At 67.8% G+C, this 25935-nt stretch carries 28 protein-coding genes and 1 tRNA gene; 21 read left to right on the top strand and 8 right to left on the bottom strand.

Annotated elements, in window-relative coordinates:
- Window positions 1–18: 18 nt before the first annotated feature.
- Window positions 19–516 carry a 2-C-methyl-D-erythritol 2,4-cyclodiphosphate synthase gene (gene ispF, locus HEP74_RS12000; protein ID WP_458309617.1) on the top strand — a complete coding sequence of 166 codons (498 nt, stop codon included), beginning with the start codon at window positions 19–21 and terminating at the stop codon, window positions 514–516.
- A complete protein-coding gene (truD, locus tag HEP74_RS11995) occupies window positions 513–1577 on the top strand; it encodes a tRNA pseudouridine(13) synthase TruD (protein ID WP_185813077.1) in 1065 nt (354 codons plus the stop codon). Before ispF ends, truD begins: the two co-directional genes overlap by 4 nt.
- Window positions 1578–1593: 16 nt before the next feature.
- On the opposite strand, the gene HEP74_RS11990 is transcribed toward truD, so the two are convergent.
- Window positions 1594–2127: a Smr/MutS family protein gene (locus tag HEP74_RS11990; protein ID WP_185813076.1), complete on the bottom strand. Its 534-nt coding sequence runs from the start codon at window positions 2125–2127 to the stop codon at window positions 1594–1596.
- 101 nt (window positions 2128–2228) lie between these two features.
- Between HEP74_RS11990 and surE the strand changes: the two genes are divergently transcribed.
- Genes surE through HEP74_RS11965 form a run of 5 tightly spaced genes read left to right on the top strand, consistent with a single transcriptional unit; the run spans window position 2229 to window position 5274 of the window.
- Window positions 2229–3008, top strand: coding sequence for a 5'/3'-nucleotidase SurE (gene surE, locus HEP74_RS11985; RefSeq protein ID WP_185813075.1), 780 nt, complete (start codon window positions 2229–2231; stop codon window positions 3006–3008).
- Window positions 3005–3682 carry a protein-L-isoaspartate(D-aspartate) O-methyltransferase gene (locus tag HEP74_RS11980; protein WP_185813074.1) on the top strand — a complete coding sequence of 226 codons (678 nt, stop codon included), beginning with the start codon at window positions 3005–3007 and terminating at the stop codon, window positions 3680–3682. Before surE ends, HEP74_RS11980 begins: the two co-directional genes overlap by 4 nt.
- Before the next feature lie 34 nt (window positions 3683–3716).
- Entirely contained in the window at window positions 3717–4331 is a 615-nt protein-coding gene (locus HEP74_RS11975; protein WP_185813073.1) for a YqaA family protein, read from the top strand.
- A complete protein-coding gene (locus HEP74_RS11970; RefSeq protein WP_185813072.1) occupies window positions 4310–5125 on the top strand; it encodes a peptidoglycan DD-metalloendopeptidase family protein in 816 nt (271 codons plus the stop codon). Before HEP74_RS11975 ends, HEP74_RS11970 begins: the two co-directional genes overlap by 22 nt.
- Window positions 5126–5136: 11 nt before the next feature.
- Entirely contained in the window at window positions 5137–5274 is a 138-nt protein-coding gene (locus HEP74_RS11965) for a hypothetical protein (RefSeq protein ID WP_185813071.1), read from the top strand.
- Window positions 5275–5474: 200 nt separating this feature from the next.
- On the opposite strand, the gene HEP74_RS11960 is transcribed toward HEP74_RS11965, so the two are convergent.
- Window positions 5475–5849, bottom strand: coding sequence for an Mth938-like domain-containing protein (locus tag HEP74_RS11960; protein WP_185813070.1), 375 nt, complete (start codon window positions 5847–5849; stop codon window positions 5475–5477).
- 19 nt (window positions 5850–5868) lie between these two features.
- Window positions 5869–6174 carry a ribosome assembly RNA-binding protein YhbY gene (gene yhbY, locus HEP74_RS11955; protein WP_003471333.1) on the bottom strand — a complete coding sequence of 102 codons (306 nt, stop codon included), beginning with the start codon at window positions 6172–6174 and terminating at the stop codon, window positions 5869–5871.
- A gap of 66 nt (window positions 6175–6240) precedes the next feature.
- On the opposite strand from yhbY, the gene rlmE reads away from it, so the two are divergent.
- The 6 genes from rlmE to hflX all read left to right on the top strand — a co-directional run bounded on the left by rlmE (window position 6241) and on the right by hflX (window position 12824).
- A complete protein-coding gene (gene rlmE / locus HEP74_RS11950; protein ID WP_185816603.1) occupies window positions 6241–6873 on the top strand; it encodes a 23S rRNA (uridine(2552)-2'-O)-methyltransferase RlmE in 633 nt (210 codons plus the stop codon).
- 59 nt (window positions 6874–6932) lie between these two features.
- A complete protein-coding gene (gene ftsH / locus HEP74_RS11945; RefSeq protein ID WP_185813069.1) occupies window positions 6933–8876 on the top strand; it encodes an ATP-dependent zinc metalloprotease FtsH in 1944 nt (647 codons plus the stop codon).
- Window positions 8877–9227: 351 nt separating this feature from the next.
- Window positions 9228–10127, top strand: coding sequence for a dihydropteroate synthase (gene folP / locus HEP74_RS11940; RefSeq protein WP_185813068.1), 900 nt, complete (start codon window positions 9228–9230; stop codon window positions 10125–10127).
- Window positions 10127–11077 (top strand): tRNA (adenosine(37)-N6)-dimethylallyltransferase MiaA, encoded by a 951-nt coding sequence (gene miaA / locus HEP74_RS11935; protein WP_185813067.1) that lies wholly within the window; start codon window positions 10127–10129, stop codon window positions 11075–11077. Before folP ends, miaA begins: the two co-directional genes overlap by 1 nt.
- A 119-nt stretch (window positions 11078–11196) precedes the next feature.
- A complete protein-coding gene (gene hfq / locus HEP74_RS11930) occupies window positions 11197–11472 on the top strand; it encodes an RNA chaperone Hfq (RefSeq protein WP_009604477.1) in 276 nt (91 codons plus the stop codon).
- A 26-nt stretch (window positions 11473–11498) separates the two neighbouring features.
- Window positions 11499–12824, top strand: a complete 1326-nt coding sequence (gene hflX / locus HEP74_RS11925) for a ribosome rescue GTPase HflX (RefSeq protein WP_185813066.1) — start codon at window positions 11499–11501, stop codon at window positions 12822–12824.
- Window positions 12825–12953: 129 nt separating this feature from the next.
- Here the strand turns inward: hflX and HEP74_RS11920 are convergent, their stop codons facing one another.
- On the bottom strand, window positions 12954–13175 hold the full coding sequence (locus tag HEP74_RS11920; protein ID WP_185813065.1) for a hypothetical protein: 222 nt from the start codon (window positions 13173–13175) through the stop codon (window positions 12954–12956).
- Between HEP74_RS11920 and HEP74_RS11915 the strand changes: the two genes are divergently transcribed.
- The 8 genes from HEP74_RS11915 to HEP74_RS11880 all read left to right on the top strand — a co-directional run bounded on the left by HEP74_RS11915 (window position 13174) and on the right by HEP74_RS11880 (window position 21287).
- The gene (locus HEP74_RS11915) at window positions 13174–13668 is read left to right on the top strand and encodes a CinA family protein (protein ID WP_185813064.1); all 495 of its coding nucleotides are present in this window, start codon (window positions 13174–13176) and stop codon (window positions 13666–13668) included. The genes HEP74_RS11920 and HEP74_RS11915 overlap by 2 nt on opposite strands.
- 29 nt (window positions 13669–13697) lie before the next feature.
- Window positions 13698–15374: an ABC1 kinase family protein gene (locus HEP74_RS11910; protein WP_185816602.1), complete on the top strand. Its 1677-nt coding sequence runs from the start codon at window positions 13698–13700 to the stop codon at window positions 15372–15374.
- Between the two features lie 151 nt (window positions 15375–15525).
- The gene (lexA, locus tag HEP74_RS11905; protein ID WP_184414639.1) at window positions 15526–16161 is read left to right on the top strand and encodes a transcriptional repressor LexA; all 636 of its coding nucleotides are present in this window, start codon (window positions 15526–15528) and stop codon (window positions 16159–16161) included.
- A 184-nt stretch (window positions 16162–16345) separates the two neighbouring features.
- A complete protein-coding gene (gene recA / locus HEP74_RS11900; RefSeq protein ID WP_003471577.1) occupies window positions 16346–17395 on the top strand; it encodes a recombinase RecA in 1050 nt (349 codons plus the stop codon).
- 120 nt (window positions 17396–17515) lie between these two features.
- The gene (gene recX, locus HEP74_RS11895; RefSeq protein ID WP_185813063.1) at window positions 17516–18010 is read left to right on the top strand and encodes a recombination regulator RecX; all 495 of its coding nucleotides are present in this window, start codon (window positions 17516–17518) and stop codon (window positions 18008–18010) included.
- 106 nt (window positions 18011–18116) lie between these two features.
- Entirely contained in the window at window positions 18117–20765 is a 2649-nt protein-coding gene (gene alaS, locus HEP74_RS11890; RefSeq protein ID WP_185813062.1) for an alanine--tRNA ligase, read from the top strand.
- 135 nt (window positions 20766–20900) lie between these two features.
- Entirely contained in the window at window positions 20901–21113 is a 213-nt protein-coding gene (csrA, locus tag HEP74_RS11885) for a carbon storage regulator CsrA (protein ID WP_145700275.1), read from the top strand.
- Between the two features lie 81 nt (window positions 21114–21194).
- A tRNA-Ser gene (locus HEP74_RS11880) sits at window positions 21195–21287 on the top strand.
- A 706-nt stretch (window positions 21288–21993) separates the two neighbouring features.
- On the opposite strand, the gene HEP74_RS11875 is transcribed toward HEP74_RS11880, so the two are convergent.
- From HEP74_RS11875 to glgX, 4 genes are all read right to left on the bottom strand, one after another.
- Complete coding sequence (locus HEP74_RS11875) at window positions 21994–22164, bottom strand: CsbD family protein (protein ID WP_185813061.1); 171 nt, start codon at window positions 22162–22164, stop codon at window positions 21994–21996.
- Window positions 22165–22348: 184 nt separating this feature from the next.
- Window positions 22349–22990, bottom strand: coding sequence for an ATPase (locus HEP74_RS11870; RefSeq protein ID WP_185813060.1), 642 nt, complete (start codon window positions 22988–22990; stop codon window positions 22349–22351).
- Between the two features lie 3 nt (window positions 22991–22993).
- Window positions 22994–23338: a type II toxin-antitoxin system prevent-host-death family antitoxin gene (locus HEP74_RS11865; RefSeq protein ID WP_185813059.1), complete on the bottom strand. Its 345-nt coding sequence runs from the start codon at window positions 23336–23338 to the stop codon at window positions 22994–22996.
- A gap of 427 nt (window positions 23339–23765) precedes the next feature.
- Window positions 23766–25895 carry a glycogen debranching protein GlgX gene (gene glgX / locus HEP74_RS11860; protein ID WP_185813058.1) on the bottom strand — a complete coding sequence of 710 codons (2130 nt, stop codon included), beginning with the start codon at window positions 25893–25895 and terminating at the stop codon, window positions 23766–23768.
- Window positions 25896–25935: the final 40 nt, after the last annotated feature.

Raw genomic sequence — 25935 nt, 5'->3', positions numbered from 1 at the left:
TTCCTTTTTTGATCTGCGATGCCTATGCCTGACTTTCCTCCCTTGCGTATCGGCCAGGGCTACGACGTGCACGCCTTCGGCGACGGCGACCACGTGATGCTCGGCGGCGTGCGCGTGCCGCATACGCGCGGCGTGCTCGCGCACAGCGACGGCGATGTGGTGATCCACGCGCTGTGCGACGCACTGCTCGGCGCGCTGGCGCTGGGCGACATCGGCCAGCATTTCCCGCCGTCCGATGCGCGCTGGAAGGGCGCCGACAGCGCGCAGTTCCTGAGCCATTGCGAGCAGCTGTTGCGCGAGCGTGGCTGGCAGCTCGGCAACGCCGACGTCACCGTGATCTGCGAGCGGCCCAAGGTCGGCCCGCATGCGCTGGCGATGCGCGAACGCCTGGCCGCGCTGCTGCAGGTCGGAGTCGATCGCGTCAGCGTCAAGGCCACCACCAGCGAGCAGTTGGGCTTCACCGGCCGCGGCGAAGGCATCGCGGCGCAGGCGGCGGTGCTGCTGGTGGCGCTGTGAGCGACTTGCCGCGTGCGTTCGGCGCCGCGCCGTTGCAGGCGCGCCTGCGCAGCGTGGCCGAGGATTTCCAGGTCGACGAAATGCCCGCGTTCGAGCCGAGCGGCGAGGGCGAGCACCTGTTGCTGACCGTGCGCAAGCGCGGCATGAACACCGCCTTCGCTGCACGCCGCCTGGCGCAGTGGGCCGGCGTGGCGGAGATGGCGATCGGCTACGCGGGCATGAAGGACCGCCACGCGGTCACCACCCAGCGCTTCTCGGTGCACCTGCCCAAGCGCGTGGCGCCGGCGCTGGATACGTTGCACAGCGAGGACCTGCAGGTCGTGCAGTCGCAGTGGCACAACCGCAAGCTGCCGCGCGGCGCGCTGGCCGGCAACGGCTTCGTGCTGGTGTTGCGCGAGGTGCGCGGCGAGCGCGCCGCGATCGAGGCGCGGCTGGCGCAGATCGCCGCGCGCGGCATCCCCAACTGGTTCGGCGAACAGCGCTTCGGCCGCGACGGCGGCAATGTCGGCAACGCGCTGGCGATGTTCGGCGGGCGCCGGGTGCGGCGCGAGCAGCGCTCGCTGCTGCTGTCGGCGGCGCGCTCGGAACTGTTCAACCGGGTGCTGGCCGCGCGCGTGGCGGCGGGCAACTGGGATGCCCCACTGGACGGCGAGGTGTGGCTGCTCGACGGCAGCCGCAGCGTGTTCGGCCCGGAGCCCTGGTCCGACGTGTTGGCCGAGCGGCTGCAGCGCTTCGACATCCATCCTTCGGCGCCGTTGTGGGGCGCGGGCGAGTTGCGCAGCGCCGACGTGGCGCGCGCGCTGGAACTGGCCGCGCTTGAGGATGCGACGTCCGTGCGCTTGCGCGAGGGCCTGGAGCGCGAAGGCCTGAAGCAGGAACGGCGCGCCACCCGCTTGCGCGCGGCCGAGCTGCAGTGGCGCTGGCTGGACACGCACGAGGACGTGCTGGAACTGCGTTTCGCGCTGCCGCCGGGCAGCTATGCCACCGCGCTGCTGCACGAGCTGGGCGAGGTCGTCGATGCCGGGCAGGGCGCGCAGGCCGAGCAGGCGGCGCAGGAATGAACCGCGCGGCGCCGTTTCAGCGCCGCGCCAGCAACACCAGCATCGCCCCGGTACCGCCTTGCGTGGGCGGCGCCGAATGGAACGCCAGCACGTCGTTGCGCTGCCGCAGCAGGCGGTCGACCAGATTCTTCAGCAGCGGGATGCCGCCGGACTGCAGGCCCTTGCCGTGCACGATGCGCACGCAGCCGAACTCGTGCGCATGCGCCTCGGCGATGAACTGGCGCAGCAGCGCCTCGGCCTGCGTCGCGTTGGCGCCATGCAGGTCGAGTTCGTCCTGGGCGGAGAACTGGCCGCGGCGCAGGCGCTGGAACACCCGCGCCGGCACGTTCTCGCGGCGGTAGCTGGCCACGTCGCCGGCCTCCAGCGGCGCGCTGTCGCGCAACAGGCGCTGGAACTCGCTCTGCGCCTCGGCATCGTCGCGCTCGGCCATGCGCGCGCGCGGCTTCGGCCGCGGCTTGGCATTGGCCGGCGGCGTCGCGTTGAGCGGCGTGACCGCGCCGATCGCCGCGCGGAACAGGGCGGCGGGATCTTCGTCTTCGGGATGCGACATGGCGCACAGCGTAACCCGCCAGTCACGCGGCGCAAGCCGTGCATGAGGGCGGAAGGCGAGGGACGCATCCGGTATCATGGTCGGGTTATCCGAGGAGTCCCATGCGCGTACTAGTGAGCAACGACGACGGCGTCGACGCCCCCGGCATCAAGATGCTGGCCGAGCAACTGCGCAGCGCGGGCCACGAAGTGACCGTGGTCGCACCCGACCGCGATCGTTCCGGCGCCAGCAACTCGCTGACCCTGGATCTGCCGATCCGGATCAAGCGCATCGACCCGCACACCTGCAGCGTCGCCGGTACGCCCACCGATTGCGTGCACCTGGCGCTCACCGGCATGCTCGACGAAGAACCGGACATGGTGGTCTCGGGGATCAACAACTCGGCCAACCTGGGCGACGACGTGATCTATTCGGGCACCGTGTCGGCGGCGATGGAAGGCCGCTTCCTGGGCCTGCCCGCGCTGGCGATGTCGCTGGTCACCCACAACCACGAACCCAAGCACTTCCAGACCGCGGCGCGCGCCGCGGTGGAGATCGTGGCGCGGCTGAAGGCCGATCCGCTGCCGGCGGACACCATCCTCAACGTCAACGTGCCGGACCTGCCGTGGGGCGAGATCAAGGGCTTCGAGGTCACCCGGCTCGGCAACCGCCACCGCTCCGAACCGTGCCTGCCGCAGCCCGACCCGCGTGGCGGCACCGTGTACTGGATCGGCCCGGCCGGCCGCGAGCAGGACGCCGGCCCCGGCACCGATTTCCACGCGGTGCGCACCGGCTTCATCTCGATCACCCCGATCCAGGTCGACCTGACCCGCTACCAGGCGCTGGAGACGGTCGCCAGCTGGGTCGGCGGCCTCACCGCCGCGCTGGGCAACCCGGCATGACCCCGCGGCTGCGCCTGCAACCGGAAGCGATCGGCATCGGCATGACCTCGCAGCGCGTGCGCGACCGCCTGGTCGAGCGCCTGCGCGAGTCCGGCATTCTCGACGAGGCCGTGCTCAACGCGGTGCGCACGGTGCCGCGGCACCTGTTCATCGACGAGGCGCTGGCCTCGCGCGCCTACGAGGACACCGCGCTGCCGATCGGCCACGGCCAGACCATCTCGCAGCCGTGGGTGGTAGCGCGGATGACCGAGACGGTGCTCGAGGCAGCACCGAAGAAGGTGCTGGAAGTGGGCACCGGTTCCGGCTACCAGGCCGCGATCCTGGCCGCGCTGGGGCTGGAGGTCTACACCGTGGAGCGCATCGGCGACCTGCTGCGGCAGGCGCGCAAGCGCTTGCGCCAGCTCGGCATGAACGTGCGCAGCAAGCACGACGACGGCCGCATCGGTTGGGCCGAGCACGGCCCCTACGATGCGATCGTGGTCACCGCCGCGGCGCCGGCGCTGGTCGACGCCTTGGTCGAGCAACTGGCGCCGGGCGGCTGTCTGGTGGCGCCGGTCGGCGGCCCCTCGTCGCAATCGCTGGTGCGCCTGCGCCGCGATGCCGAAGGCCGTATCGAACAAGACATTCTGGCGCCGGTGACGTTCGTCCCGCTGCTGTCGGGCATGCTGGATTGAATCACCCTGGATTGAAGCACCGGAGTTGGGTTGGATGAAGATATTCGGGCCGTTGTACGAACGCGCCATCGGCTGGTCGCGGCACCGCCGCGCGCCGGCGTTCCTGACCGGACTCAGCTTCGCCGAGGCGATCGTGTTTCCGGTGCCGCCGGAGGTGATGCTGGCGCCGATGTCGCTGGCGCAGCCGCGGCGCGCGCTGTGGTTCGCCACGTTGAGCCTGATGGGCTCGCTGGCTGGCGCGCTGGTCGGCTACATGCTCGGCCATTTCGCCTTCGCCGCGGTGCAGCCGTTGATCGAATGGCTGGGCTGGACGCAGAAGATCGATGCGCAGGTCAGCCATCTGCGCGAGGTGGTCGCCGAGTCGCCGTGGCGTGCGTTCTGGCTGCTGGTGCTGGCCGGTTTCACCCCGATCCCGCTGAAGATATTTACCTGGGCCTCAGGCATCGTTGGAATCCCGCTGCTACCGTTCCTGGCGAGCATGTTGGTCGGCCGCGGCAAGCGCGTGTATCTGGTGGCCGGCGCGATCCGCCTGGGCGGGCCGCGTGCGGAAGCCGCATTGCGGCGCTGGATCGAACCGCTCGGTTGGGTCGCGATGGCGATCCTGGCGCTGCTGGTGGTGTGGGTCATATGGAGAGCGAAGTACGGATGAGCGTCGATCGGGTGGTGCGCAACGGCCTGCGTTGCAGCGTGTGGTTGCTGGTGGCGGCAGGGATGGGCGCGTGCAGCAGCGCTACCGTGGTGCGTACGTCCGGGGCGCCTGGCAGGCCCGGCACAGCGGCGCCGCGTCCGTCCGTGCCCAAGCCCGGGGTCAGTGCGACCGTGCGCCGCGGCGACACGCTGTATGCGATCGCCCGCGTCAACAACATCAATCCGCAGGACCTGGCCGCCTGGAACCGGCTGCCGCCGCCGTACACGATCTACCCAGGGCAGTCGTTGAAGCTGTATCCGCCCGGTGGCGGCAGTAGCAGCGGTACGGTCGTCGCGCGGCCCGGCAGCGCTGCGGTAGTGCCGCCGAGTTCGGCGGGAACGGCCGCGCGGCCGCCGGTCGCCGCGCCGACGCCGGTGAGCAGCGGCTTCAGCTGGCGCTGGCCGGCCGACGGCGCGGTGGTCAGCCGCTTCGTGGTCGGCGAGACCACAAAGCAGGGCGTGGACATCGCCGGCAGCAGCGGCCAGGCGGTGCGTGCCGCCGCCGATGGCGTGGTGGTGTATTCGGGCGCCGGCCTGGTCGGTTACGGCGAACTGATCATCATCAAGCACAACGAACAATGGCTGTCGGCCTACGGCCACAACCGCAAGCGCCTGGTCAACGAAGGCCAGAACGTGAAGGCCGGCGAGCAGATCGCCGAGATGGGCCGCAGCGGCGCCGCGCGCGACATGCTGCACTTCGAGATCCGCTACAACGGCAAGCCGGTCGACCCGCTGCTGTATCTGCCCAGCAAGTAGCCGGTACGTCGTTGGCCGGGCGGATCCCCGGCCCGGCGCAGCGCGCCGGGCGCTCAGCGGCGCGCGGTCCGGTGGACCGCAAGCGGCGCCGCTTCGCCCACTACAACGGCAAGCCGGTGGACCCGCTGCTGTATCTGCCCAGCAAGTAATCGGCGCGTCGTCGGTCGGGCGGATCCACGGCCCGGCGCAGCGCAGCACGTAGCTGTTGCCGCTTTTTTGCTTTTGTAGGAGCGGCTTCAGCCGCGACAGGGCATTACCTGGGATGGTCGGTCGCGGCTGAAGCCGCTCCTACAAAAAAGCGTGGCGGCTGGAAGCCGTAGATCAGACACCGCTTGGCGCGGTGTCAAGCTCAGCCTTCGAGCAGGAACCCGACCGCCACGCGCCGGCCTTCGGCGGCCAGCACGTTGTAGGTGCGCGCCGCCGCGGCGTTGTTCATTACCTCGATGCCGATGCCGCGGGTCAGGAACAGCGCCAGCGCGGCGGCCGAGGGAAATACCTGGCGTTCGCCGGTGCCCAGGATCACCAGGGCCGGGTTCAGTTCCAGCAAGGGCTGCAGGTGCTGGGGTTGCAGCTCGGCCGCGACCGGCGCGTCCCACGTCTCGACCAAGGTGTCCGGGGCGAGAATGAAACTGCGGGTGAGCAGGCGGTCGTTCACCTTGGCCTGGCGGCCATCGGCCATGCGCAGGGTGTAGGCGTAATCGGGCAGGTCCTGGGTCAGCTGCATGATGTCACCGGAAAGCGGATCAGCCGCGTGGCAGCACGATCTGGCGGTCTTCCTTGGCCGGGCGATACAGGATCGCGGTGTGGCCGATGCGCTGCACCAGCACGCTGTGCGATTGCTCGACCAGGCTGGCGATGCTCGCGTCGCGGGCTTCGCGGTCGTCGCCGCCGACCTTCACCTTGACCAGTTCGTGGCGCTCCAGCACCTCGTCCAGTTCGGCCAGGAAGGCCGGCGTGACGCCCTTGCCGCCAATCTGCAACAGGGGTTTGAGGTCGTGCGCCAGGCCGCGCAGGAAGCGGTTCTGGGACGGAGTCAGGCTGATCGACATGCAGGCGGGAACGGGGTTGCCAAGGGCGATCAGGGTATCATGGCCGCCCACTACGACCGCGATCCCATGGCAACCCGCAGCAAAAGCAGCCAACGCTGGCTCCGCGAACATTTCGCCGACCCCTTCGTGAAGAAGGCCCAGGCCGAAGGCATGCGTTCGCGTGCCGCCTACAAGCTGGAAGAACTGCTGCAGCGCGACAAGTTGCTCAAGCCGGACATGCTGGTGGTCGATCTCGGCGCCGCGCCGGGCGGCTGGTCGCAGCAGGTGCGCAAGTCGCTGGGCGAGCGCGGCCGGGTGCTGGCGCTGGACATCCTGGAGATGCCGCCGCTGGCCGGCGTGGAGTTCCTTCACGGCGACTTCAGGGAAGAAACGGTGCTATCGCAGTTCGAGGAAATGCTGGGCGACAACCCGGTAGACCTTGTGCTGTCGGATATGGCCCCCAATAAAAGCGGCATGGATGCGGTGGACCAGCCGCGGATGATGCATCTGGCCGAACTGGCGATGGCGTTCGCCGATACCCACCTCAAACTGGGCGGGGCGTTCCTGATCAAGCTGTTCCAGGGCGTCGGGTCCGACGACTACATCCGCGAGATGCGCCGCCGTTACGAGAAGGTGTCCATCCGCAAACCGGCGGCATCGCGCAAGCGCTCGCCGGAGGTCTATGTCCTCGGACAGGGCAAGCGTGCCCAGATCAAGTAAGCTGAACCCGTCGCATCACGCATCGAGAAAGAGTTGAAGGGACACCGGAGCCAATGAGGATGAACGACTTGACCAAGAATCTGTTGCTGTGGGTAGTCGTCGCCGTCGTGCTGATGGTGGTGTTCCAGAGCTTCTCGCCACGGCTGGCCGGCGGTCCCGGCAACGACACCGTGACCTATACCCAGTTCCTAAAGGAAGTGGACGGCGGGCGGGTGAAGTCGGTCGACTTCACCGACGACACCGGGCTGTCGGTGACCGCTATCCGCTTCAAGCGCAGCGACGGCAGCGAGAGCACGGTCTACGGGCCGCGCGACGACAAGCTGGTCGACGTGCTGTACAGCAAGAACGTGGAAATGACCCGGCAGAAGCCGGCCAACGGCCCGAGCTTCTGGTCGCTGGTGCTGAACTTCCTGCCGGTCATCCTGATCATCGGCTTCTGGCTGTTCATCATGCGCCAGATGCAGGGCGGCGGCGGCGGCGCCAAGGGCGCGATGTCGTTCGGCAAGTCGCGCGCCAAGCTGCAGGGCGAGGACCAGATCAAGATCACCTTCGCCGACGTCGCCGGCTGCGACGAGGCCAAGGAAGAAGTCGGCGAACTGGTCGATTTCCTGCGCGATCCGACCAAGTTCACCAAGCTCGGCGGCAAGATCCCGCGCGGCGTGCTGATGGTCGGCCCGCCCGGCACCGGCAAGACGCTGCTGGCCAAGGCCATCGCCGGCGAGGCCAAGGTGCCGTTCTTCAGCATTTCCGGTTCCGACTTCGTCGAGATGTTCGTCGGCGTCGGCGCCAGCCGCGTGCGCGACATGTTCGAGCAGGCCAAGAAGCATGCGCCGTGCATCATCTTCATCGACGAAATCGATGCGGTCGGCCGTCATCGCGGCGCCGGCCTGGGCGGCGGCCACGACGAGCGCGAGCAGACCCTGAACCAGTTGCTGGTGGAAATGGACGGCTTCGAGGGCGGCGAAGGCGTGATCGTCATCGCCGCGACCAACCGCCCGGACGTGCTCGACCCGGCGCTACTGCGCCCGGGCCGCTTCGACCGCCAAGTGGTGGTTGGCCTGCCGGACGTGCGCGGCCGCGAGCAGATCCTGAAGGTGCACATGCGCAAGCTGCCGCTGGCCGACGACGTCGAGCCGATGGTGATCGCGCGCGGTACCCCGGGCTTCTCCGGCGCCGATCTGGCCAACCTGTGCAACGAGGCGGCGCTGTTCGCCGCGCGCGAAACGGTCAAGGAGGTCCGCATGGACCACTTCGATCGTGCCCGCGACAAGATCCTGATGGGGTCCGAGCGCCGTTCGATGGCGATGAGCGAGGAAGAGAAGACGCTCACCGCCTACCACGAAGCCGGCCATGCCATCGTCGGCCGCCTGGTGCCGGAGCACGATCCGGTCTACAAGGTCACCATCATTCCGCGCGGGCGTGCGCTGGGCGTGACCATGTACCTGCCGGAAGGCGACAAGTACTCGATCAACCGGGTCGCGATCCAGTCGCAGCTGTGCTCGCTGTACGGCGGCCGCGTCGCCGAAGAGCTGATCTTCGGTACCGACAAGGTCACCACCGGCGCCTCCAACGACATCGAGCGCGCGACCAAGATGGCGCGCAACATGGTCACCAAGTGGGGCCTGTCCGACGAGCTGGGGCCGATCGCCTACGGCGAGGAAGACGACGAGGTGTTCCTGGGCCGTTCGGTGACCCAGCACAAGAGCGTGTCCGACGATACCGCGCGCCGCATCGACGAAGTGGTGCGTTCGATCCTCGACAAGGCCTATGCCAAGACCACGCATATCCTGACCGAGAACCTGGACAAGCTGCACGTGATGGCCAAGTTGCTGCTGGAGTACGAGACCATCGACGTGCCGCAGATCGACGCGATCATGGAAGGCCGCGATCCGCCGCCGCCGATGGGCTGGAACAAGTCCGGCAAGGATGGCAAGGACGGCGGCAACGACAAGGGCAATTCGCGCCCGCTGCCGCCGATCACAGGGCCTGCCGAGCAGCTGTAAGCGAGCGCTCGGGTCGATCAGAAAGCCAGGGAGCGATCCCTGGCTTTTTTGTTGCCGGTGCCTTTTGTATATCCCCGGCGGTGCAGGGCAGGTAGCCGGAGCGGCGATCGCGTCGCTGCGGCCGATCTTTTGAAGCTATCCCGCCGCGTCGTCGTCGTAGGCACTGCGACTGGGCGACAATGGCGGTTCCGTTATCCATTCTCCGCCGCCCATGACCTCGCTCGCCCATCCATCGCTGCCGCCACTTGCCAACGCCGTTGTCGCCACGAGGCTCCGCGTTGCCGCCCCGGTCGCAACCAAGGACACGCGCAGCATTCCCATGCATCGCGGCAACGCCCAGGAGTACCGCTGATGTTCGAGACCTCGCCGAGCCTGGATTGCGGCGGCCGCCGCCTGCTGCTGGATCGTCCACGGGTGATGGGCATCGTCAACGTCACCCCTGACTCGTTTTCCGACGGCGGCGCGCATGCGACGCTGGAAGCGGCCGTCGCGCACGGCCTGCGCCTGGTGGAGGAGGGCGCCGACCTGCTCGACATCGGCGGCGAATCGACCCGCCCCGGCGCCACCCCGGTTCCGCTGGAAGAAGAATTGCGCCGGGTCATCCCGGTGATCGAGCGGCTGGCGGCGCAGACCGCGGTGCCGCTGAGCGTGGACACCTTCAAGCCGGAGGTGATGCGCGCGGCGGTCGCCGCCGGCGCAGGCATGATCAACGACATCCAGGCCTTGCGCCGGCCCGGCGCACTGGACGCGGCGGCGGAACTGCGGGTGCCGGTGGTGCTGATGCACATGCCCGACGACGCCTATGCCGCCGGCAGCGCGCCGCACTACGACGACGTGGTCGGCGAGGTGCACCGGTTCCTGGCCGAGCGCATCTTCGCCGCGGAAATGGCCGGCATCGACAAGCGCCGCCTGCTGGTCGACCCGGGCTTCGGGTTCGGCAAGGGCACTGCTGACAACCTGCAGTTGCTGGCGCAGCTGCCGCGCCTGGTCGAACTCGGCGTGCCGGTGCTGGCCGGGCTGTCGCGCAAGCGCAGCATCGGCGAACTGACCGGGCGCATCGCGCCGGAGCAGCGCGTGGCCGGTTCGGTGGCGGCGCATCTGCTGGCGGCGCAGCGCGGCGCGCTGCTGCTGCGCGTGCACGACGTCGCCGCCACGGTGGACGCGTTGAAGGTCTGGCAGGCGCTGGCGGCGGTGCCGTTGCCGCGCAGCGGCACCGCGCCCGCCACGATCCGCTGGCCGGACGAGGACTGATGCCGGCCGACCGGCGCCCGCGCGCCATCGCCCTGATGGGACCGACCGCGTCGGGCAAGACCGCCGCGGCGATCGCCCTGGCCGAGCGCTACGGCGGCGAGATCGTCAGCGTCGATTCGGCGCTGGTGTACCGCGGCCTGAACATCGGCGCGGCCAAGCCCGACGCGCAGCAGCTGGCGCGCGTGCCGCACCATCTGCTGGACCTGCGCGATCCGTGGCAACCGTATTCGGCCGCCGAATTCGCGGTGGACGCGCGCGCCGCGCTGGATGCGATCGTCGCCCGCGGCCGCCTGCCGATCCTGGCCGGCGGCACCGGCCTGTATTTCCAGGCATTGCTGGAAGGCCTGGCGCCGATGCCGCCTGCCGATCCGCAGCTGCGCGCGGCGCTGGCCGCACGCGCGCAGGCCGAAGGCTGGGCGGCGCTGCATGCGCAGCTGCAGCAGGTCGATCCGCTGGCCGCGCGGCGGATCCGGCCCGGCGACGCGCAGCGCATCCAGCGTGCGCTGGAAGTGTTCCAGCTCAGCGGCCGCCCGATCAGCGAATGGCAGGCGCAGTCGGGGCCGCCGCGGCTGCCGTTGCGGGTGCTGAAACTGGTGCTGGCGCCAGCCGAGCGCATGCTGCTGCACCGGCGCATCGAGCTGCGCTTCGACGCGATGCTGGAGCAGGGCTTCCTCGACGAGGTGCGCGCGCTGCGCGCCTTGCCGGCGTTGCGCCAGGTGGCGCAGCCGTTGGAGCTGCCGGCGGTGCGCGCGGTCGGCTACCGCCAAGCCTGGGAACACTTGGGCGGGGCCAGCGATGCGGCGACGTTCCGCGATCGCGCGATCTTCGCGACCCGCCAGCTGGCCAAGCGCCAGCTGACCTGGCTGCGCGGGGAGCTGGACGCGCGCTGGTTCGACCCCGAACGCGACGGCGCGCGCCTGGATGTCGCAGTGGCGGACTTTCTTGGCTGATTTGGCTACACGCCGCGCTGTGCTGAAGCCCGCGGTTGTGTAACATCGACGGTCCGGGCCACGGCAGGGGAGCTGCAGTGCCGACCCGGGCACATAAAAACAATAAACGGGAGTGAAGCATGTCCAAGGGGCAATCCTTACAGGATCCTTTCCTGAACGCGCTGCGTCGCGAACGGGTGCCGGTCTCGGTGTACCTGGTCAACGGCATCAAGCTGCAGGGTACCATCGAGTCCTTCGACCAGTTCGTGGTGCTGTTGCGCAACACCGTGAGCCAGATGGTCTACAAACACGCCATTTCCACCGTGGTGCCGGCACGCAACGTGCGCGTCGGACCGGGCGGTGGCTATGTGCAGCAGAACGAGGGTGGTAGTGCGGAAGATGACGAAGCCGAGTAAGACGCTGTTGAAGACCGGAGCCGCGGGTGTTTGATCGTTCCCGCCGCGGCGAACACGCGCTGCTGATCCAGCCCTATGCCGGTGGACCGTTGGAGGACGACGTGCTGGAGGAGTTCGCCGACCTGGCGCGCTCCGCCGGTGCCAGCATCGCCGCCACGCTGACCGCGCGCATCGACAAGCCCAGCCCGTCGACGCTGATCGGCAGCGGCAAGCTGGAAGAGGTCAAGGCTGTGGCCGAAGCCAGCGGCGCCGATCTGATCCTGGTCAACCATGCCCTGAGCCCGGGCCAGGAGCGCAACCTGGAAAAGTACCTGGAGCGGCGCGTGATCGACCGCACCGGGCTGATCCTGGACATCTTCGCGCAGCGCGCGCGCAGCCACGAGGGCAAGCTGCAGGTCGAACTGGCGCAGCTGCGGCACATGGCCACGCGGCTGATACGCGGCTGGACCCATCTGGAGCGCCAGCGCGGCGGTTCGATCGGTCTGCGCGGCCCCGGCGAAACCCAGCTGGAAACCGACCGCCGGCTGCTGCAGAAGCGGGTCGAACAGCTGCAGAAGCGGCTGGAGAAGGTCGAGGTGCAGCACACCCAGATGCGCCGTGCGCGGGTGCGTAGCGAACTGCCGCGGATCGCGGTGGTCGGCTACACCAATGCCGGCAAGTCGACCCTGTTCAATACGTTGACCGGCGCCGAGGCCTACGCCGCCGACCAGCTGTTCGCGACGCTGGACCCGACCGTGCGCCGCATCGCGCTACCGGGCGGCAATGCGATGCTGGCCGACACCGTCGGCTTCGTGCGCAACCTGCCGCACGAACTGGTCGCCGCGTTCCGCTCGACCCTGTCCGAAGCGCGCGAGGCCGATTTCCTGCTGCACGTGGTCGATGCCGCCGATCCGTTGCGCGAAGAGCGCATCGCCCAGGTCGACGAGGTGCTGCACGCGGTTGGCGCCGGCGATCTGCCGCAGCTGCTGGTGTTCAACAAGATCGACCGCATCGAAGGCGCCGACGTACGCCACGATGCGCAGGACGGCGTGCCGGACGAGGCGCGCCGCGAGCGGGTGTGGATCTCGGCGCGCGACGAACGTGGCCTGGAACTGCTGCAGGGCGTGCTCGGCCAGCGGCTGGGGCTGCAGCACGTGCAGGGCAGCCTGCGCCTGCCGTCCAGCGCCGGGCGCCTGCGCTCGCAGCTGCATCAACTGCAGGTGATCCGCAGCGAGCAGGCCGACGAAGACGGCTGGCTGCTGCAGGTGGACATCCCGATCACCGAGGCCGAACGCCTGGCCGCCAGCGCCGAAGGCGCTCCGATCCGCGCGCTGCTGCCGCCGCGCGAGGAAGAGGAATGGCAACGGCGTTAGCCGCCGCTGTTGCCACCGTCGCCTGGGTGCAGCTTCGACTAAGGCGTTTACAGCTTGCCCAGTTTCTGTAGGAGCGGCTTCAGCCGCGACGGGCGTTACCGATATCGCCTGTCGCGGCTGAAGCCGCTCCTACAGTGACGTCCTCTCAATCAGCAAGCCGCTGTTCTTCCTCGGTGCGGCGCGAAGCCAATACTGGCGCAACCATGCCAGCAATGCCGTATCTGCCGCACCGGCGACAGCCATCCCGCCTGCACCACCATCGCTGAAGCCATGCCCGACGCCGCGCCGCGCAGGCGCGACAGCCGTGGCGAATTGGGCTACAAAGCGCATTGGTTTCTCGAGCAGCGCCATGACCGTCCCCACCGATCCGCAACTCCTGCAACTCGCCACTGCGCTCAGCGACCAGTTGCGCAGCGGGCGCGAACGCCTGGTCACCGCCGAGAGCTGCAGCGGCGGCTGGATCGCCAAGGCGATGACCGACATCTCCGGTTCCTCGGACTGGTTCGACTGCGGCATGGTCGCCTACAGCTACGAGGCCAAACAGGCATTGCTCGGCGTGCGTCCGCAGACCCTGGAGCACCACGGCGCGGTCAGCCGCGAGACGGTGATCGAGATGGTGTCCGGTGCGCTGGTCAATTCCGGCGCCAGCATCGCGGTAGCGGTGACCGGCATCGCCGGCCCCGGCGGCGGTTCGGCCGACAAGCCGGTCGGCACCGTGTGGGTCGGCTGGAAACGGCGCGGCGGCTACGCCAGCGCGCAATTGTTCAATTTCGACGGCGACCGCGACGCGGTGCGCCGGCAGACCGTGGCCGCCGCGTTGCGCGGTCTCGGCGCGCTGCTGTGAGCGCCGGCGCACTCTAGATGGCGACTGCGATGTGGGAGGCGCTGAGCACGGTCCGCGACCTGGGGCGCTTGCAGGAAATCGCCTCGGTGCTGATCCGCTACGGCTTCGGCGACGTGGTCCGCCGCATCGGCATGGCCGACGTGCTGGAACGCGCCGGGCGCCTGCTGCACTGGCATAACGCCGAAGAGATGCTGCGCATGTCGGCGCCGCAGCGGGTGCGGCGCGCGTTGCAGGATCTCGGCCCGACCTTCGTCAAACTCGGCCAGGTGCTGGCCACGCGCGTGGACCTGCTGCCACCGGAGTGGATCGACGAACTCGGCGAACTGCAGAACGCGGCGCCGGCGTTGCCCTACGAACAGATCCTGCCGCAACTGCTCGAGGCATTGGGCGAGGCGCCGTCGGCGATCTTCGCCCAGGTCGAGGAGACTCCGCTGGCCGCCGCGTCGCTGGCGCAGACCCACCGCGCCTGGCTGCACGACGGCACCGCGGTGGTGATGAAGGTGCGCCGCCCCGGCATCCGCGACGTGATCGAGGCCGACCTGCGGTTGCTGGCGCGGCTGGCCGAGATCGTCGAGGCGCGCGCGGCCGACCTCAAGCGCTATCACCCGGCGGAGGTGGTGCATCAGTTCACCGTGTCGCTGCGGCGCGAGCTGGATTTCGCCGGCGAATGCCGCAACGCCGAGCGCATCGCCGCCAATTTCCAGGGCCACGACGAGATCCTGATCCCGCGCGTGCACTGGCAGTGGACCTGCGAAACCCTCAACGTGCAGGACTTCGTCGCCGGCATCGGCGGGCGCGATTTGGCCGGCGTGGACGCCGCCGGCCTGGACCGCCGCCAGCTGGCCCGCGTCGGCGCCGACATCGTGCTGAAGATGGTGCTCGAGGACGGCTGCTTCCACGCCGATCCGCACCCGGGCAACATCTTCTACCTGCCCGGCGAGCGCATCGCGGTGATCGATTTCGGCATGGTCGGGCGCATTTCCGAGCAGCGCCGCTACCAGGTCGTGCAGCTGCTGCATGGCCTGGTCACGCAGGAAGCCGAGGCGGTCACCGACGTGCTGCTGGAATGGACCGACGGCGATGCCGAGATCGACGAGGCGCGGCTGCAACTGGAGATCGCCGGCTTCGTCGACCAGTACCGCGGCGTGCCGCTGAAGGAGTTGCGGGTCGGGGCGATGCTCGGCGACGTCACCGCGATCCTGCGCCAGCACGCGCTGGCGCTGCCGGCCGACCTGGCGTTGATGATCAAGACCTTCCTGACCCTGGAAGGGGTAGGGCGCCAGCTCGATCCGGACTTCGACATGGCCAGTGCCGCGGCACCGTACCTGGAGCGGGTGATGCTGCAGCGCTTCGCCCCGCGCGCGATGGCCAAGCGCGGCCGGCGTACCGTGCTCGGCGCGCTGGAACTGCTCGGCGACCTGCCGCGCGACACCCGCCGGCTGCTGCAGGCGGCGCGGCGCGGACGGCTGCAGCTCAACGTCGAGACGACGTCGCTGAAGGGCTTCGGCGACCAGGTCAACCGCGCCGCGAATCGGCTGACCATGGGCATCGTCACCGCGGCGCTGATCATCGGCTCCTCGATCGTGATGAACAGCGTCGGCGGCGTCTCCAGCCGCTGGCTGCTGGCGATCGGCGTCGGCGGCTTCATCGGTGCGGCACTGTCGGGCGTGTGGATCCTGATTTCGATCTGGCGCAGCGGCCGCTGAGCGGAGTGGTTGTTGCTGCAAGCCAAGTCCGGTGTGCGGGCGCGTGGCGGCCAGGCCCGGCAGGGGCGGGCGATCTGCGGAACGGCAGCCACCCTTGGTGCAATTACGCGGTGGTTGCCCATTTCCATTTTTAGTAGTATTACTACTAACCATGGAACTGACCGAAACCCAGCAAGCGATTCTCGACCTGATCGCCCAGCGTATCGAGCACGACGGCGCGCCGCCGTCGCAGACCGAGATCGCCCGCGCCTTCGGCTTCAAGGGCGTGCGCGCCGCGCAATACCACCTGGAAGCCCTGGAGCAGGCCGGCGCGATCCGCCGCGTGCCGGGCCAGGCGCGCGGCATTCGTTTGGTGACCGGCGCGGCCGCGCCGGCCCCGGCGCCGCAGGTGGACAGCGCCGACATCCTGCGCCTGCCGGTGCTGGGGCGGGTCGCCGCCGGCCTGCCGATCGGCGCGGACATCGGTTCGGACGATTTCGTGGTGCTGGACCGGGTGTTCTTCTCGCCAGCGCCGGACTACCTGCTGAAGGTGCAGGGCGACTCGATGCGCGACGAAGGCATCTTCGACGGCGACTTGATCGGTGTGCACCGCACCCGCGACGCCCGTTCCGGGCAGATCGTGGTGGCGCGGATCGACGAGGAGATCACGGTCAAGCTGTTGAAGATCGGCAAGGACCGCATCCGCCTGCTGCCGCGCAACCCGGACTACGCGCCGATCGAAGTGCTGCCGGACCAGGATTTCGCCATCGAAGGCCTGTACTGCGGCCTGCTGCGCCCCAACCGTTGATTTTGGATATTGCACTACACCGCAGGCCGGATTTTCCCGACCCGCGACATCGCTGTTCGCCGCTGCTGTAGACCTGCCGGACGAATTATTTTTTCTTTGCCCCGCACTGTCTCAGCCCGTGCGATACCAGGCCGCTAAATTGAACCTACCCCGCAAATCATCCTCACCTCCGAAGGACACCAAAATGGACGAGAACAAGAAGCGCGCGCTCGCTGCTGCCCTGAGCCAGATCGAGAAACAGTTCGGCAAGGGTTCGGTGATGCGGATGGGCGATCGCATCATCGAGGCCGTCGAGGTGATTCCGACCGGCTCGCTGATGCTGGATATCGCGCTGGGCATCGGCGGCTTGCCGAAGGGCCGCGTCGTCGAGATATACGGCCCGGAATCCTCGGGCAAGACCACGCTGACCCTGCAGGCCATCGCCGAGTGCCAGAAGAAGGGCGGCACCGCGGCCTTCATCGATGCCGAACATGCGCTGGACCCGATCTATGCCGGCAAGCTCGGCGTCAACGTCGACGAACTGCTGCTGTCGCAGCCGGATACCGGCGAACAGGCTCTGGAAATCGCCGACATGCTGGTGCGTTCGGGTTCGGTCGACATCGTGGTGGTCGACTCGGTCGCCGCGCTGACCCCGAAGGCCGAAATCGAAGGCGAGATGGGCGACCAGCTGCCGGGCCTGCAGGCCCGCCTGATGAGCCAGGCGCTGCGCAAGCTGACCGGCAACATCAAGCGTTCCAACACGCTGGTGGTGTTCATCAACCAGCTGCGCATGAAGATCGGCGTGATGATGCCCGGCCAGAGCCCGGAAGTGACCACCGGCGGCAATGCGTTGAAGTTCTACGCCTCGGTGCGCCTGGACATCCGCCGCATCGGCGCAATCAAGAAAGGCGACGAGATCATCGGCAACCAGACCAAGATCAAGGTGGTCAAGAACAAGCTGGCGCCGCCGTTCAAGCAGGTCATCACCGAGATCCTGTACGGCGAGGGCATCAGCCGCGAAGGCGAGCTGATCGACATGGGCGTGGAAGCCAAGCTGGTCGAGAAGGCCGGCGCCTGGTACAGCTACGGCAGCGAGCGCATCGGCCAGGGCAAGGACAATTCGCGCCAGTACCTGCGCGACAACCCGCAGGTGGCGGCGAAGCTGGAAAGCGAGCTGCGCGAGAAGTTCCAGCCGACGGAAGTCGCGCCGAGCGCGGCCGAAGCCGAGGACGCCGACGCAGACGCCGAGGCGTGATGGTCTTCTGCCGGGGGAGCGGTGGAGTCAGTGCCGCTCGTCTCCCTCGGCAGTCTTGAGCAAGCCAGGAGGGCAGGTGCCAAGGACGGCACATTGACGATCATGGCGGGATAAGCCTGCATGGCTGACGACGAACAAGTACAGGAACCGCGCCGGCGCCGCCGGCAGCCGGAACAGACGCCGCTGCAGCGGGCCTTGGGCCTGCTGGTACGCCGCGAACATTCGCGCAAGGAACTGACCCGCAAATTGCGGGCACGCGGCGTGGAGCCGGACGCCGCCGCTGCCGCGGTGGAGCGCCTGGCGGGCGAGGGCTGGCAGGACGATGGCCGCTTCGCCGAACTGCTGGTGCGCAGCCGTGCCAATACCGGCTACGGGCCTTTGCACATACGCGCCGAACTGGGCACCCATGGCCTGGACAGCGAAGCCATCGCCACGGCGATGGCTGCCTTCGACGGCGACTGGAGCGAAAACGCCCGCGATCTGGTGCAGCGCCGCTTCGGCGCGGCCGGACCGGCGGATCTGCCGCAGCGGCGCAAGGCCGCCGATCTGCTGGCGCGGCGCGGTTTCGATGGCGACAGCATCCGCGCGGCCACGCGCTACGAGCCGGAGGACTGAGCGGGCCGGGCCTGCTAACCTTGGCGGATTGTCTTGTCCGGTTTCCGCACGCCCTTATCTTGAGGGGGTACGCCCGGAAACCCGTCCGCTCGTCTATAGCCAGCCCATGAACGCACCCGCCAAATTCTCCACCTCCCAGATCCGCAGCGACTTCCTCGAGTTCTTCAACGGGAAGGGCCACACCATCGTTCCGTCCGCGCCGCTGGTGCCGGGCAACGATCCGACGCTGCTGTTCACCAATTCCGGCATGGTGCAATTCAAGGACGTGTTCCTCGGCGCCGAGAAGCGCAGCTATGTGCGCGCGGCCGACGTGCAGCGCTGCTTGCGCGCCGGCGGCAAGCACAACGACCTGGATGCGGTCGGCTATACCGCGCGCCATCACACCTTCTTCGAAATGCTGGGCAACTGGTCGTTCGGCGACTACTTCAAGAAAGAGGCCATCGCCTGGGCCTGGGAACTGCTGACCCAGGTCTGGAAGCTGCCCGCCGAACGCCTGCTGGTCACCGTCTACCACACCGACGAGCAGGCCTACGAGCTGTGGCGCGACATGATCGGGGTGCCGCCGGAGCGGATCGTGCGCATCGGCGACAACAAAGGCGCGCCGTACGCCTCGGACAACTTCTGGCAGATGGCCGATACCGGCCCCTGCGGCCCCTGCACCGAGATCTTCTATGACCACGGCGCGCATATCGCCGGCGGTCCTCCGGGCTCGCCGGACGAGGATGGCGACCGCTTCATCGAGATCTGGAACCTGGTGTTCATGCAGTTCGACCGCCAGCCCGACGGCACCCTGGTGCCGCTGCCGGCGCCGTGCGTGGATACCGGCATGGGCCTGGAGCGCCTGGCCGCGATCCTGCAGCACGTGCACAGCAACTACGAGATCGACCTGTTCCAGACGCTGATCCGTCATGCCTCCGAGCTGACCGGCATGGCCGACCTGGAGAACAAGTCGCTGCGCGTGATCGCCGACCATATCCGCGCCTGCTCGTTCCTGATCGTTGATGGCGTGCTGCCGTCCAACGAAGGCCGCGGCTACGTGCTGCGCCGGATCATCCGCCGCGCCCTGCGCCATGGCTGGATGCTCGGCGTGCGCGAGCCGTTCTTCCACAAGATGGCGGCCACCCTGTCCGAGCTGATGGGCGAAGCCTATCCGGAACTGCCGGCGGCGCTGTCCACCGTGCAGCGGGCGCTGCAGGCCGAAGAGGAGCGTTTTGCCGAGACCCTGGATTCGGGCATGAAGATCTTCGACGAGATCGCCGCCCGCGCCAGCGGCACGATCCCCGGCACGGACGCGTTCCGCCTGTACGACACCTATGGTTTCCCGGTCGATCTCACCGCCGACATCGCCCGCGAGCGCGGCATGGACGTGGACATGGCCGGTTTCGAAAGCGCGATGGAGCGCCAGCGCGAGACCGCGCGTGCGGCCGGCAAGTTCGGCGGCGGCACCACGCTGCCGGCGGACCTGGTGGCGCAGCTGGTTCCGACGATGTTCCTGGGCTACGACGCGCTGCAGGCCGATGCGCTGAAGGTGGTCGCGTTGTTGAAGGATGGGCGCCCGGTCGAGTCGGTCGAGGCCGGCGATGCGGCGATCGTGCTGCTCGATCGCACCCCGTTCTATGCCGAATCCGGCGGCCAGGTCGGCGACCTGGGCCAGTTGAGCGCGGACGGCGTGCTGTTCCAGGTCGAGGAGACGCAGAAGTTCGCCGGCCAGTTCCATGGCCATGTCGGCCAGTTGCGCAGCGGCCGCCTGCAGGTCGGCGCCACGCTGTCGGCGCAGGTCGACAGCGACCGCCGCGGCGCCACCATCCTCAACCATTCCGCCACGCACCTGCTGCACGCCGCGTTGCGCGAGGTGCTCGGCACTCACGTGCAGCAGAAGGGTTCGCTGGTCGCGCCGGACCGGCTGCGCTTCGATTTCTCGCACTTCCAGCCGATGAGCGCCGAGGAACTGGCGGTGGTCGAGCGCAAGGTCAACGCGCAGGTACGCGCCAACCATGCGGTCGAAGTGCACCACATGGGCATGCAGGAAGCGCTGGACTTCGGCGCGATGGCGCTGTTCGGCGAGAAGTACGGCGAACGCGTGCGCGTGCTGAAGATGGGCGACTACTCCACCGAGCTGTGCGGCGGCACGCACGTGGCGCGCACCGGCGACATCGGCCTGTTCAAGATCACCAGCGAGGGCGGCGTGTCGGCCGGCGTGCGCCGGATCGAGGCGGTGACCGGGCAGGGCGCCCTGGACCATGTGGCGGCCGAAGAGGCCAAGCTGCACGAGGCGGCCGAGCTGGTCGGCGGCAGCGCCGGCGACGTGGTCGAGAAGATCCGCCAGCTCGGCGACAAGCACAAGCGCCTGGAGCGCGAGCTGGAGGCGCTGAAGGCCAAGCTGGCGTCCGGCGCCACCGCCGACCTGGCCGCCGCCGCGGTCGAGGTGGCCGGGGTGAAGGTGCTCGCTGTGCGCCTGGAAGGCTTCGACGCCAAGGCCTTGCGCGAGGCGATCGACCGCCTGAAGCAGCAGTTGGGCGACAGCGTGATCGTGCTGGCCGGTGCCAGCGAGGGCAAGGCGGCCCTGGTCGCCGGGGTGAACGGCAGCCCAATGGGCCGGGTCAAGGCAGGGGAACTGCTGAGCCATATCGCCGGTCAGATCTCGGGCAAGGGCGGCGGCCGCCCGGACCTCGCCCAGGGTGGTGGCGAGGACGGGCCCGCCCTTGCCCTTGCGCTCGAGGGCGTACCCGACTGGGTCAAGCAACATCTCCCCTGAACACGAACTCGCGCCGCCTTGCTGGCAGGGCGCGGCTTCCCTTAACATCGATCTTCTTTTCCCTTTCGTGATGGGGCGTCCCGGCTCGGGATGCCGTACCGGTGGGAATCACCGGTTCCCTGGAGAATTTTAAAAATGTTGATCCTGACTCGCCGGGTAGGCGAAACCTTGATGATCGGCGATTCGGTCACCGTGACGGTGCTTGGGGTCAAGGGCAATCAAGTGCGCATCGGCATCACCGCGCCGAAGGATGTCGCCGTGCACCGCGAAGAAATCTATCAGCGCATCCAACGCGGCGACGAGCCGACCTCGCATGGCGGCGGCCATGGCGATCAATCTTCCGATTGATGCGTCGAAAGGGTTTACCTGAGACCCTACAAACCGTTATCCTTCGCGCCCGGTCGCGGAATATCCGCAGCGTCTAGATCCGGAGTGATGCCCGAGCGGCTGAAGGGGCTCCCCTGCTAAGGGAGTATAGGGTCAAAAGCTCTATCGAGGGTTCGAATCCCTCTCACTCCGCCAGTGTTAAGGAAACGCCCGCAAATCAACGATTTGCGGGCGTTTTTCTTTTTCCCGACCTTGGACACTCGCTTGGACACTTCCATGCGAGTAGCGCACTACCTCACCCGCGGCGAGACCGGCCGCTACTACGTCCGTTTGCGCATTCGGGCCGCTGCGGCCGCCGCGCTTCGGGTCAATGTCTGCAAATGCAATGCAAAGCCCAGGGCGTCGGCGATAGGCAAGTGGCTACGCACTGCTGTAGGCCACGTTGCGATCTGTTGCGCACTGCTGTTGCCGCAGGGCGATGCGTGCTTGCTGCCTCCGCAGCCATCGCGCTGGCAGGACCAAGCGGGGATGGATGAGGCTTGAGGCGCCTCAGGGAAAGTCGGTCCTGGGGCTTGCATTCATAGCTGCAACCAGCGGGAGCGGATGCCGTTTCTGACCGTCGAAATCAGCGATAACAGCGATCTGTGCCTGTTTGCCGATCGATGGCACAGCATCGGGCGTTTGGGGCGATCCTCCGCCCCGGCCACGCCATCACCGCAAGTCCCTGTTTGATTGCATGGCTGCGGGACTCGCCGAAGCCGATGGCGTGACCCCCTTGCTGCGAACTCTGTCGTACTCGAAACCGTCTGCTTGGGGGCCGATCCAGAGCGCGCCTCGAAGGCCCTCATCCAAAACACTTGCGTCCAGATCCTTGCAAGACCGGGAGGCGTTGCATCGCGCCTCAGCTGCGAGCGTTGTCCCGTGCCTTGCCGACTGCGCTCTGGACCTTGCCGGCGCCCTTCTGCAGTTTGCCTTCGACTTCCTTCAGCTTGTTGCCGGTGACCTTGCCGACGACTTCCTTGACGCTGCCCTTGACCTGATTCTTTGCGCCTTCGGTGCGATTCTTGTCCATCGTTGACTCCGCGAGTAAGTGAGCACCCTTGAGCGGGCATCGCCAAGCTGCGCGCAGCGCGGTATGCCGCGAGTGAAGATTCGGCGTAGTCGAACGCGCCGGTTTAGCTCCTGGAAAGTTCGAGCGCCCGAGGGGATGCGAAGTTGTGGCGCGACTGCACTGTTCGCCTGCAGGTGTTTGACGATCAGGGTGGCTGCGGCATTGAAGGTGCGCGCGCGTCGAGGGCTGCCATCACGATCGGCTTTGCCCATTCCGGCACTTGCTCGAATTCCTCGGCGGTGAGCGGGCAGTGGATGCCGGACTTGTCCATTTCCAGCACCAGCAGGGGAGCGACTTGGCCATCCGCGTCCGCAGGGCTGCTGTTGTCGTAGACGTGCAGGGTGCTCAAATGGGGAATCAGCGCGATCAGGTTGGCGCGGGAGGCGTCGTAGCGCTGGCGAATCTTGGCTTCCGCAATGTCGTGCCCGCCACGCGCCACCCGGGCGGCCACGCGCTGCAGGTGAAGCTCCACGCTCGCCAGGCCGCAGAACCAGATCGTCACCTCGTGCCGCGCGCAAGCTTGGCGAATCAATGCGGGGATCGTGTTCGCGCCGAGCGTGGTCTCGAACGCGTAGTCCGTGCCTTCGGCAAGGGCGCACTCCAGTCGCCGCTTGCTTTCATGCCAGGCCTGGGCGTTGGCTTCCTCGAACGGCCATCCTTGTTCGGTCAGCGCTCGAGTGAAGGAATCCGGATTGAACCAGGTCGCCTGATCCTCTTGCAGCATCGCACCCAGCAGCGAACTCTTGCCGGCGCCGTTGACGCCGGCCAGGACCAGGATCCTGCCCACCACTTACAGGGATTTGCCCAGGGTGATTTTCTTGCCGCGTCGGGCGGGGCGGTCCAGTGCCCGGCTCAAGCCGCTGCCGTCCTTCACTGAGGCCAAGTGCTCGTCGAATTTCGTTTGCAGCGCCTTGAGCGACTGGGTGCGGGCAATGGCCGTGGATGCTGCGCTCGCTTCGGCCACCAGCCGGCGGTATTCCTCCGCGTCCACCACCACCGCTTCGGGGTAGTTGTGGTTGGTGACCACGATGGCGCCGTTCGCACGGACCTTGCGCATCAGTCCGGGCCAGCCTTTGGTCTTGATGTCGCTGGCCGGGGCTTTTTCCAGATCGGGGAAGTCCAGGGGAAGTTCCATGGGGGCGGACCGGAGGACGGGATAGGGTCGAGTCTACTTCCAAAATTACCATTTTGGTAAATTTGGACTATGCGCCGTTCACGGGTGCATCCAGCGTCCAAGGTGAAAAGAATGGGCGCTGCCTGTGGCGCATCGAGCGTGTCTAAATCTGAGGCGAAGCTGGGGAACGCGAACGCTTGTCCCGATACGGTTTGCGAGTATTTCGGCAGGCAGAGTTGGTCGCCAGCGATGACGGGATGCGTGAACGGTTGCCTTGCAGTCCGCCAGCCTTGGACAAGGCTGGCGATGGGTCCGTTTGCCGCTCTTCCCTTCTTTATCGGCCTTGGACCGCAGTCTGCGCGCAGACTGCGCTCTATCGGCTCGCACCACATCGCATGCGATGGCCAGCCTGCCGCTTCCGGCCAAGGCGTCGCCTCAGTTCAAGCAACTACGGTGTCTGGCACTCGAACACGCTGACGCTGCGCGGCGGTGCCAGGAATTCGCTGGCGCCTGCGGGCATGCTGTCGATCTGCAATGCGTCATCGGTGGAAAGCACCAGCTTCCAGTGCAGTTCCTCCTCCGACGAGGGCAGGGTGAAGTTCACTCCTTCGTGGTAGGCGTTGATGACGATCAGCAAGGTGTCGTCGTTGGCCAGTTCCTTGACCCCGGAGGTCTGCGCCTTGCCTTCCAGCAACAATCCGACCGAGCGCGCGCCGGCATCGGTCCAATGCGCGTCCTCCATCTGCGTGCCGCCGGGATTGAGCCAGGTGAGATCGCGCAGGCCGGCCTCTTCGTTGTACTGGCCGTTGAGGAAGCGCCCGCGGGTCAGGATCGGGTAGCGCTTGCGCAGTGCGCTCAGCGCCTTCACGAAGGCGGTCAGCCGGCCCTCGCTGAGGTCGTTGTCCCAGTCGAGCCAGGTGATCTCGTTGTCCTGGCAATAGGTGTTGTTGTTGCCGCCCTGGGTCTGCGCGCGCTCGTCGCCGGCGAGCAGCATCGGCGTGCCTTGCGCCAGCAGCAGCGTGGCCAGCAGGTTCTTGCTCTGCCGTTCGCGGAGCTGCAGGATCTCGGCGTCGTCGCTGGCGCCTTCCGCGCCGTAGTTGCAGGAGCCGTCGTTGTTGGAGCCGTCGCAGTTGTCTTCGCCGTTGGCCTCATTGTGTTTTTCGTTGTAGCTGACCAGGTCGCGCAGGGTGAAGCCGTCGTGCGCGGTGATGAAGTTGACCGAGGCCCACGGGCGGCGGCCGCGGCGATCGAACAGGTCGGCCGAGCCGGTGAAGCGGGTCGCGAACTCGGCCAGCATGCCGTCGTCGCCCTTCCAGAAGGCGCGGGCGTTGTCGCGGAACTTGTCGTTCCACTCCGACCAGCCCGGCGGGAAATGCCCGACCTGGTAGCCGCCCGGGCCGCAGTCCCAGGGCTCGGCGATCAGTTTCACTTCCGACAGCAACGGATCCTGGTTGCATGCATCCAGGAAGCCGCCGCGCTGGTCGAAGCCGGTGGGTTCGCGGCCGAGGATGGTGGCCAGGTCGAAGCGGAAGCCGTCCACGTGCATCTCGCCGGCCCAGTAGCGCAGCGAGTCGTTGACGAACTGGATCACCCGCGAGTTGCTCAGGTTCAAGGTGTTGCCGGTGCCGGTATCGTTGATGTAGTAGCGCTTGTCCTCGGCCAGGCGGTAGTAGCTGGCGTTGTCGATGCCGCGGAACGACAGGGTCGGGCCGAGTTCGCTGCCTTCGGCGGTGTGGTTGTAGACCACGTCGAGGATGACCTCCAGGCCCTGGCGGTGCATGGCCTTGACCATGTCGCGGAATTCGTCGCGGTGGCCGCTGGCCAGGTAGCGCGATTTGATCGCGAAGAAACCCAGGGTGTTGTAGCCCCAGTAGTTGCGCAGGTCCTTGTCGAGCAGGTGCTGGTCGTCGAGATAGGCGTGCACCGGCAGCAGTTCCACCGCGCTGACGCCCAGCTCCTTGATGTAGCGCAGCACCGATTCCTGCGCCAGTCCGGCACAGGTGCCGCGCAGCTCCTGCGGCACCTGCGGGTGGCGCATGGTGTAGCCGCGCACGTGCGTCTCGTACACCAGGGTGTCGCTCCACGGTGTCAGCAGCCGGGCGTCGTCGCCCCAGTCGTAGGTGTCCTCGACCACCACGCACTTGGGCATGAACGGCGCGCTGTCGCGTTCGTCGAAGCTGAGGTCGCCATCCGGGTGGCCGACGGTGTAGCCATAGAGCTCGTCGGCCCAGACCAGGTCGCCCTCGATTTCGCGGGCGTAGGGATCGAGCAGCAGCTTGTTGGGATTGAAGCGATGGCCCTCGCTGGGCGCGTACGGGCCATGCACGCGATAGCCGTAGCGCTGGCCTGGCTTGGCGTCGGGCAGGTAGCCGTGCCAGATCTCGTTGGTGTACTCGGGCAGGTCCAGCCGCGTTTCCGTGCCGGATTCGTCGAACAGGCACAGCTCGACGCGCGTGGCGTGCGCCGAGAACAGGGCGAAGTTGGTGCCCTGGCCATCGAACACGGCGCCGCGGGGAAAGGGGCGTCCTTGGCGGATGCGCGAGGGAGTGGCGTAGACGGCGCTGGCGGGGTGTCGCATCGGGGGAGGGCTCTCGGCCGGCGTGCCGGCGTAGGGAAAG

The sequence above is a fragment of the Xanthomonas sp. SS genome (assembly GCF_014236835.1).
Lineage (GTDB): Bacteria > Pseudomonadota > Gammaproteobacteria > Xanthomonadales > Xanthomonadaceae > Xanthomonas_A.
The sequence above is the reverse complement of the archived record's forward strand: the minus strand, read 5'-3'. Positions and strand labels throughout refer to the sequence as shown.

What these genes read in the sequence shown, in the direction of transcription:
- ispF (WP_458309617.1), top strand. Translation starts at nt 19, where the DNA reads ATGCCTATGCCTGACTTTCCTCCCTTGCGTATCGGCCAGGGCTACGAC.
- HEP74_RS11990 (WP_185813076.1), bottom strand. Translation starts at nt 2,127, where the DNA reads ATGTCGCATCCCGAAGACGAAGATCCCGCCGCCCTGTTCCGCGCGGCG.
- surE (WP_185813075.1), top strand. Translation starts at nt 2,229, where the DNA reads ATGCGCGTACTAGTGAGCAACGACGACGGCGTCGACGCCCCCGGCATC.
- HEP74_RS11980 (WP_185813074.1), top strand. Translation starts at nt 3,005, where the DNA reads ATGACCCCGCGGCTGCGCCTGCAACCGGAAGCGATCGGCATCGGCATG.
- HEP74_RS11975 (WP_185813073.1), top strand. Translation starts at nt 3,717, where the DNA reads ATGAAGATATTCGGGCCGTTGTACGAACGCGCCATCGGCTGGTCGCGG.
- HEP74_RS11970 (WP_185813072.1), top strand. Translation starts at nt 4,310, where the DNA reads ATGGAGAGCGAAGTACGGATGAGCGTCGATCGGGTGGTGCGCAACGGC.
- HEP74_RS11960 (WP_185813070.1), bottom strand. Translation starts at nt 5,849, where the DNA reads ATGCAGCTGACCCAGGACCTGCCCGATTACGCCTACACCCTGCGCATG.
- yhbY (WP_003471333.1), bottom strand. Translation starts at nt 6,174, where the DNA reads ATGTCGATCAGCCTGACTCCGTCCCAGAACCGCTTCCTGCGCGGCCTG.
- rlmE (WP_185816603.1), top strand. Translation starts at nt 6,241, where the DNA reads ATGGCAACCCGCAGCAAAAGCAGCCAACGCTGGCTCCGCGAACATTTC.
- ftsH (WP_185813069.1), top strand. Translation starts at nt 6,933, where the DNA reads ATGAACGACTTGACCAAGAATCTGTTGCTGTGGGTAGTCGTCGCCGTC.
- folP (WP_185813068.1), top strand. Translation starts at nt 9,228, where the DNA reads ATGTTCGAGACCTCGCCGAGCCTGGATTGCGGCGGCCGCCGCCTGCTG.
- miaA (WP_185813067.1), top strand. Translation starts at nt 10,127, where the DNA reads ATGCCGGCCGACCGGCGCCCGCGCGCCATCGCCCTGATGGGACCGACC.
- hfq (WP_009604477.1), top strand. Translation starts at nt 11,197, where the DNA reads ATGTCCAAGGGGCAATCCTTACAGGATCCTTTCCTGAACGCGCTGCGT.
- HEP74_RS11915 (WP_185813064.1), top strand. Translation starts at nt 13,174, where the DNA reads ATGACCGTCCCCACCGATCCGCAACTCCTGCAACTCGCCACTGCGCTC.
- HEP74_RS11920 (WP_185813065.1), bottom strand. Translation starts at nt 13,175, where the DNA reads ATGGCGCTGCTCGAGAAACCAATGCGCTTTGTAGCCCAATTCGCCACG.
- HEP74_RS11910 (WP_185816602.1), top strand. Translation starts at nt 13,698, where the DNA reads ATGTGGGAGGCGCTGAGCACGGTCCGCGACCTGGGGCGCTTGCAGGAA.
- lexA (WP_184414639.1), top strand. Translation starts at nt 15,526, where the DNA reads ATGGAACTGACCGAAACCCAGCAAGCGATTCTCGACCTGATCGCCCAG.
- recA (WP_003471577.1), top strand. Translation starts at nt 16,346, where the DNA reads ATGGACGAGAACAAGAAGCGCGCGCTCGCTGCTGCCCTGAGCCAGATC.
- recX (WP_185813063.1), top strand. Translation starts at nt 17,516, where the DNA reads ATGGCTGACGACGAACAAGTACAGGAACCGCGCCGGCGCCGCCGGCAG.
- alaS (WP_185813062.1), top strand. Translation starts at nt 18,117, where the DNA reads ATGAACGCACCCGCCAAATTCTCCACCTCCCAGATCCGCAGCGACTTC.
- csrA (WP_145700275.1), top strand. Translation starts at nt 20,901, where the DNA reads ATGTTGATCCTGACTCGCCGGGTAGGCGAAACCTTGATGATCGGCGAT.
- HEP74_RS11875 (WP_185813061.1), bottom strand. Translation starts at nt 22,164, where the DNA reads ATGGACAAGAATCGCACCGAAGGCGCAAAGAATCAGGTCAAGGGCAGC.
- HEP74_RS11865 (WP_185813059.1), bottom strand. Translation starts at nt 23,338, where the DNA reads ATGGAACTTCCCCTGGACTTCCCCGATCTGGAAAAAGCCCCGGCCAGC.
- glgX (WP_185813058.1), bottom strand. Translation starts at nt 25,895, where the DNA reads ATGCGACACCCCGCCAGCGCCGTCTACGCCACTCCCTCGCGCATCCGC.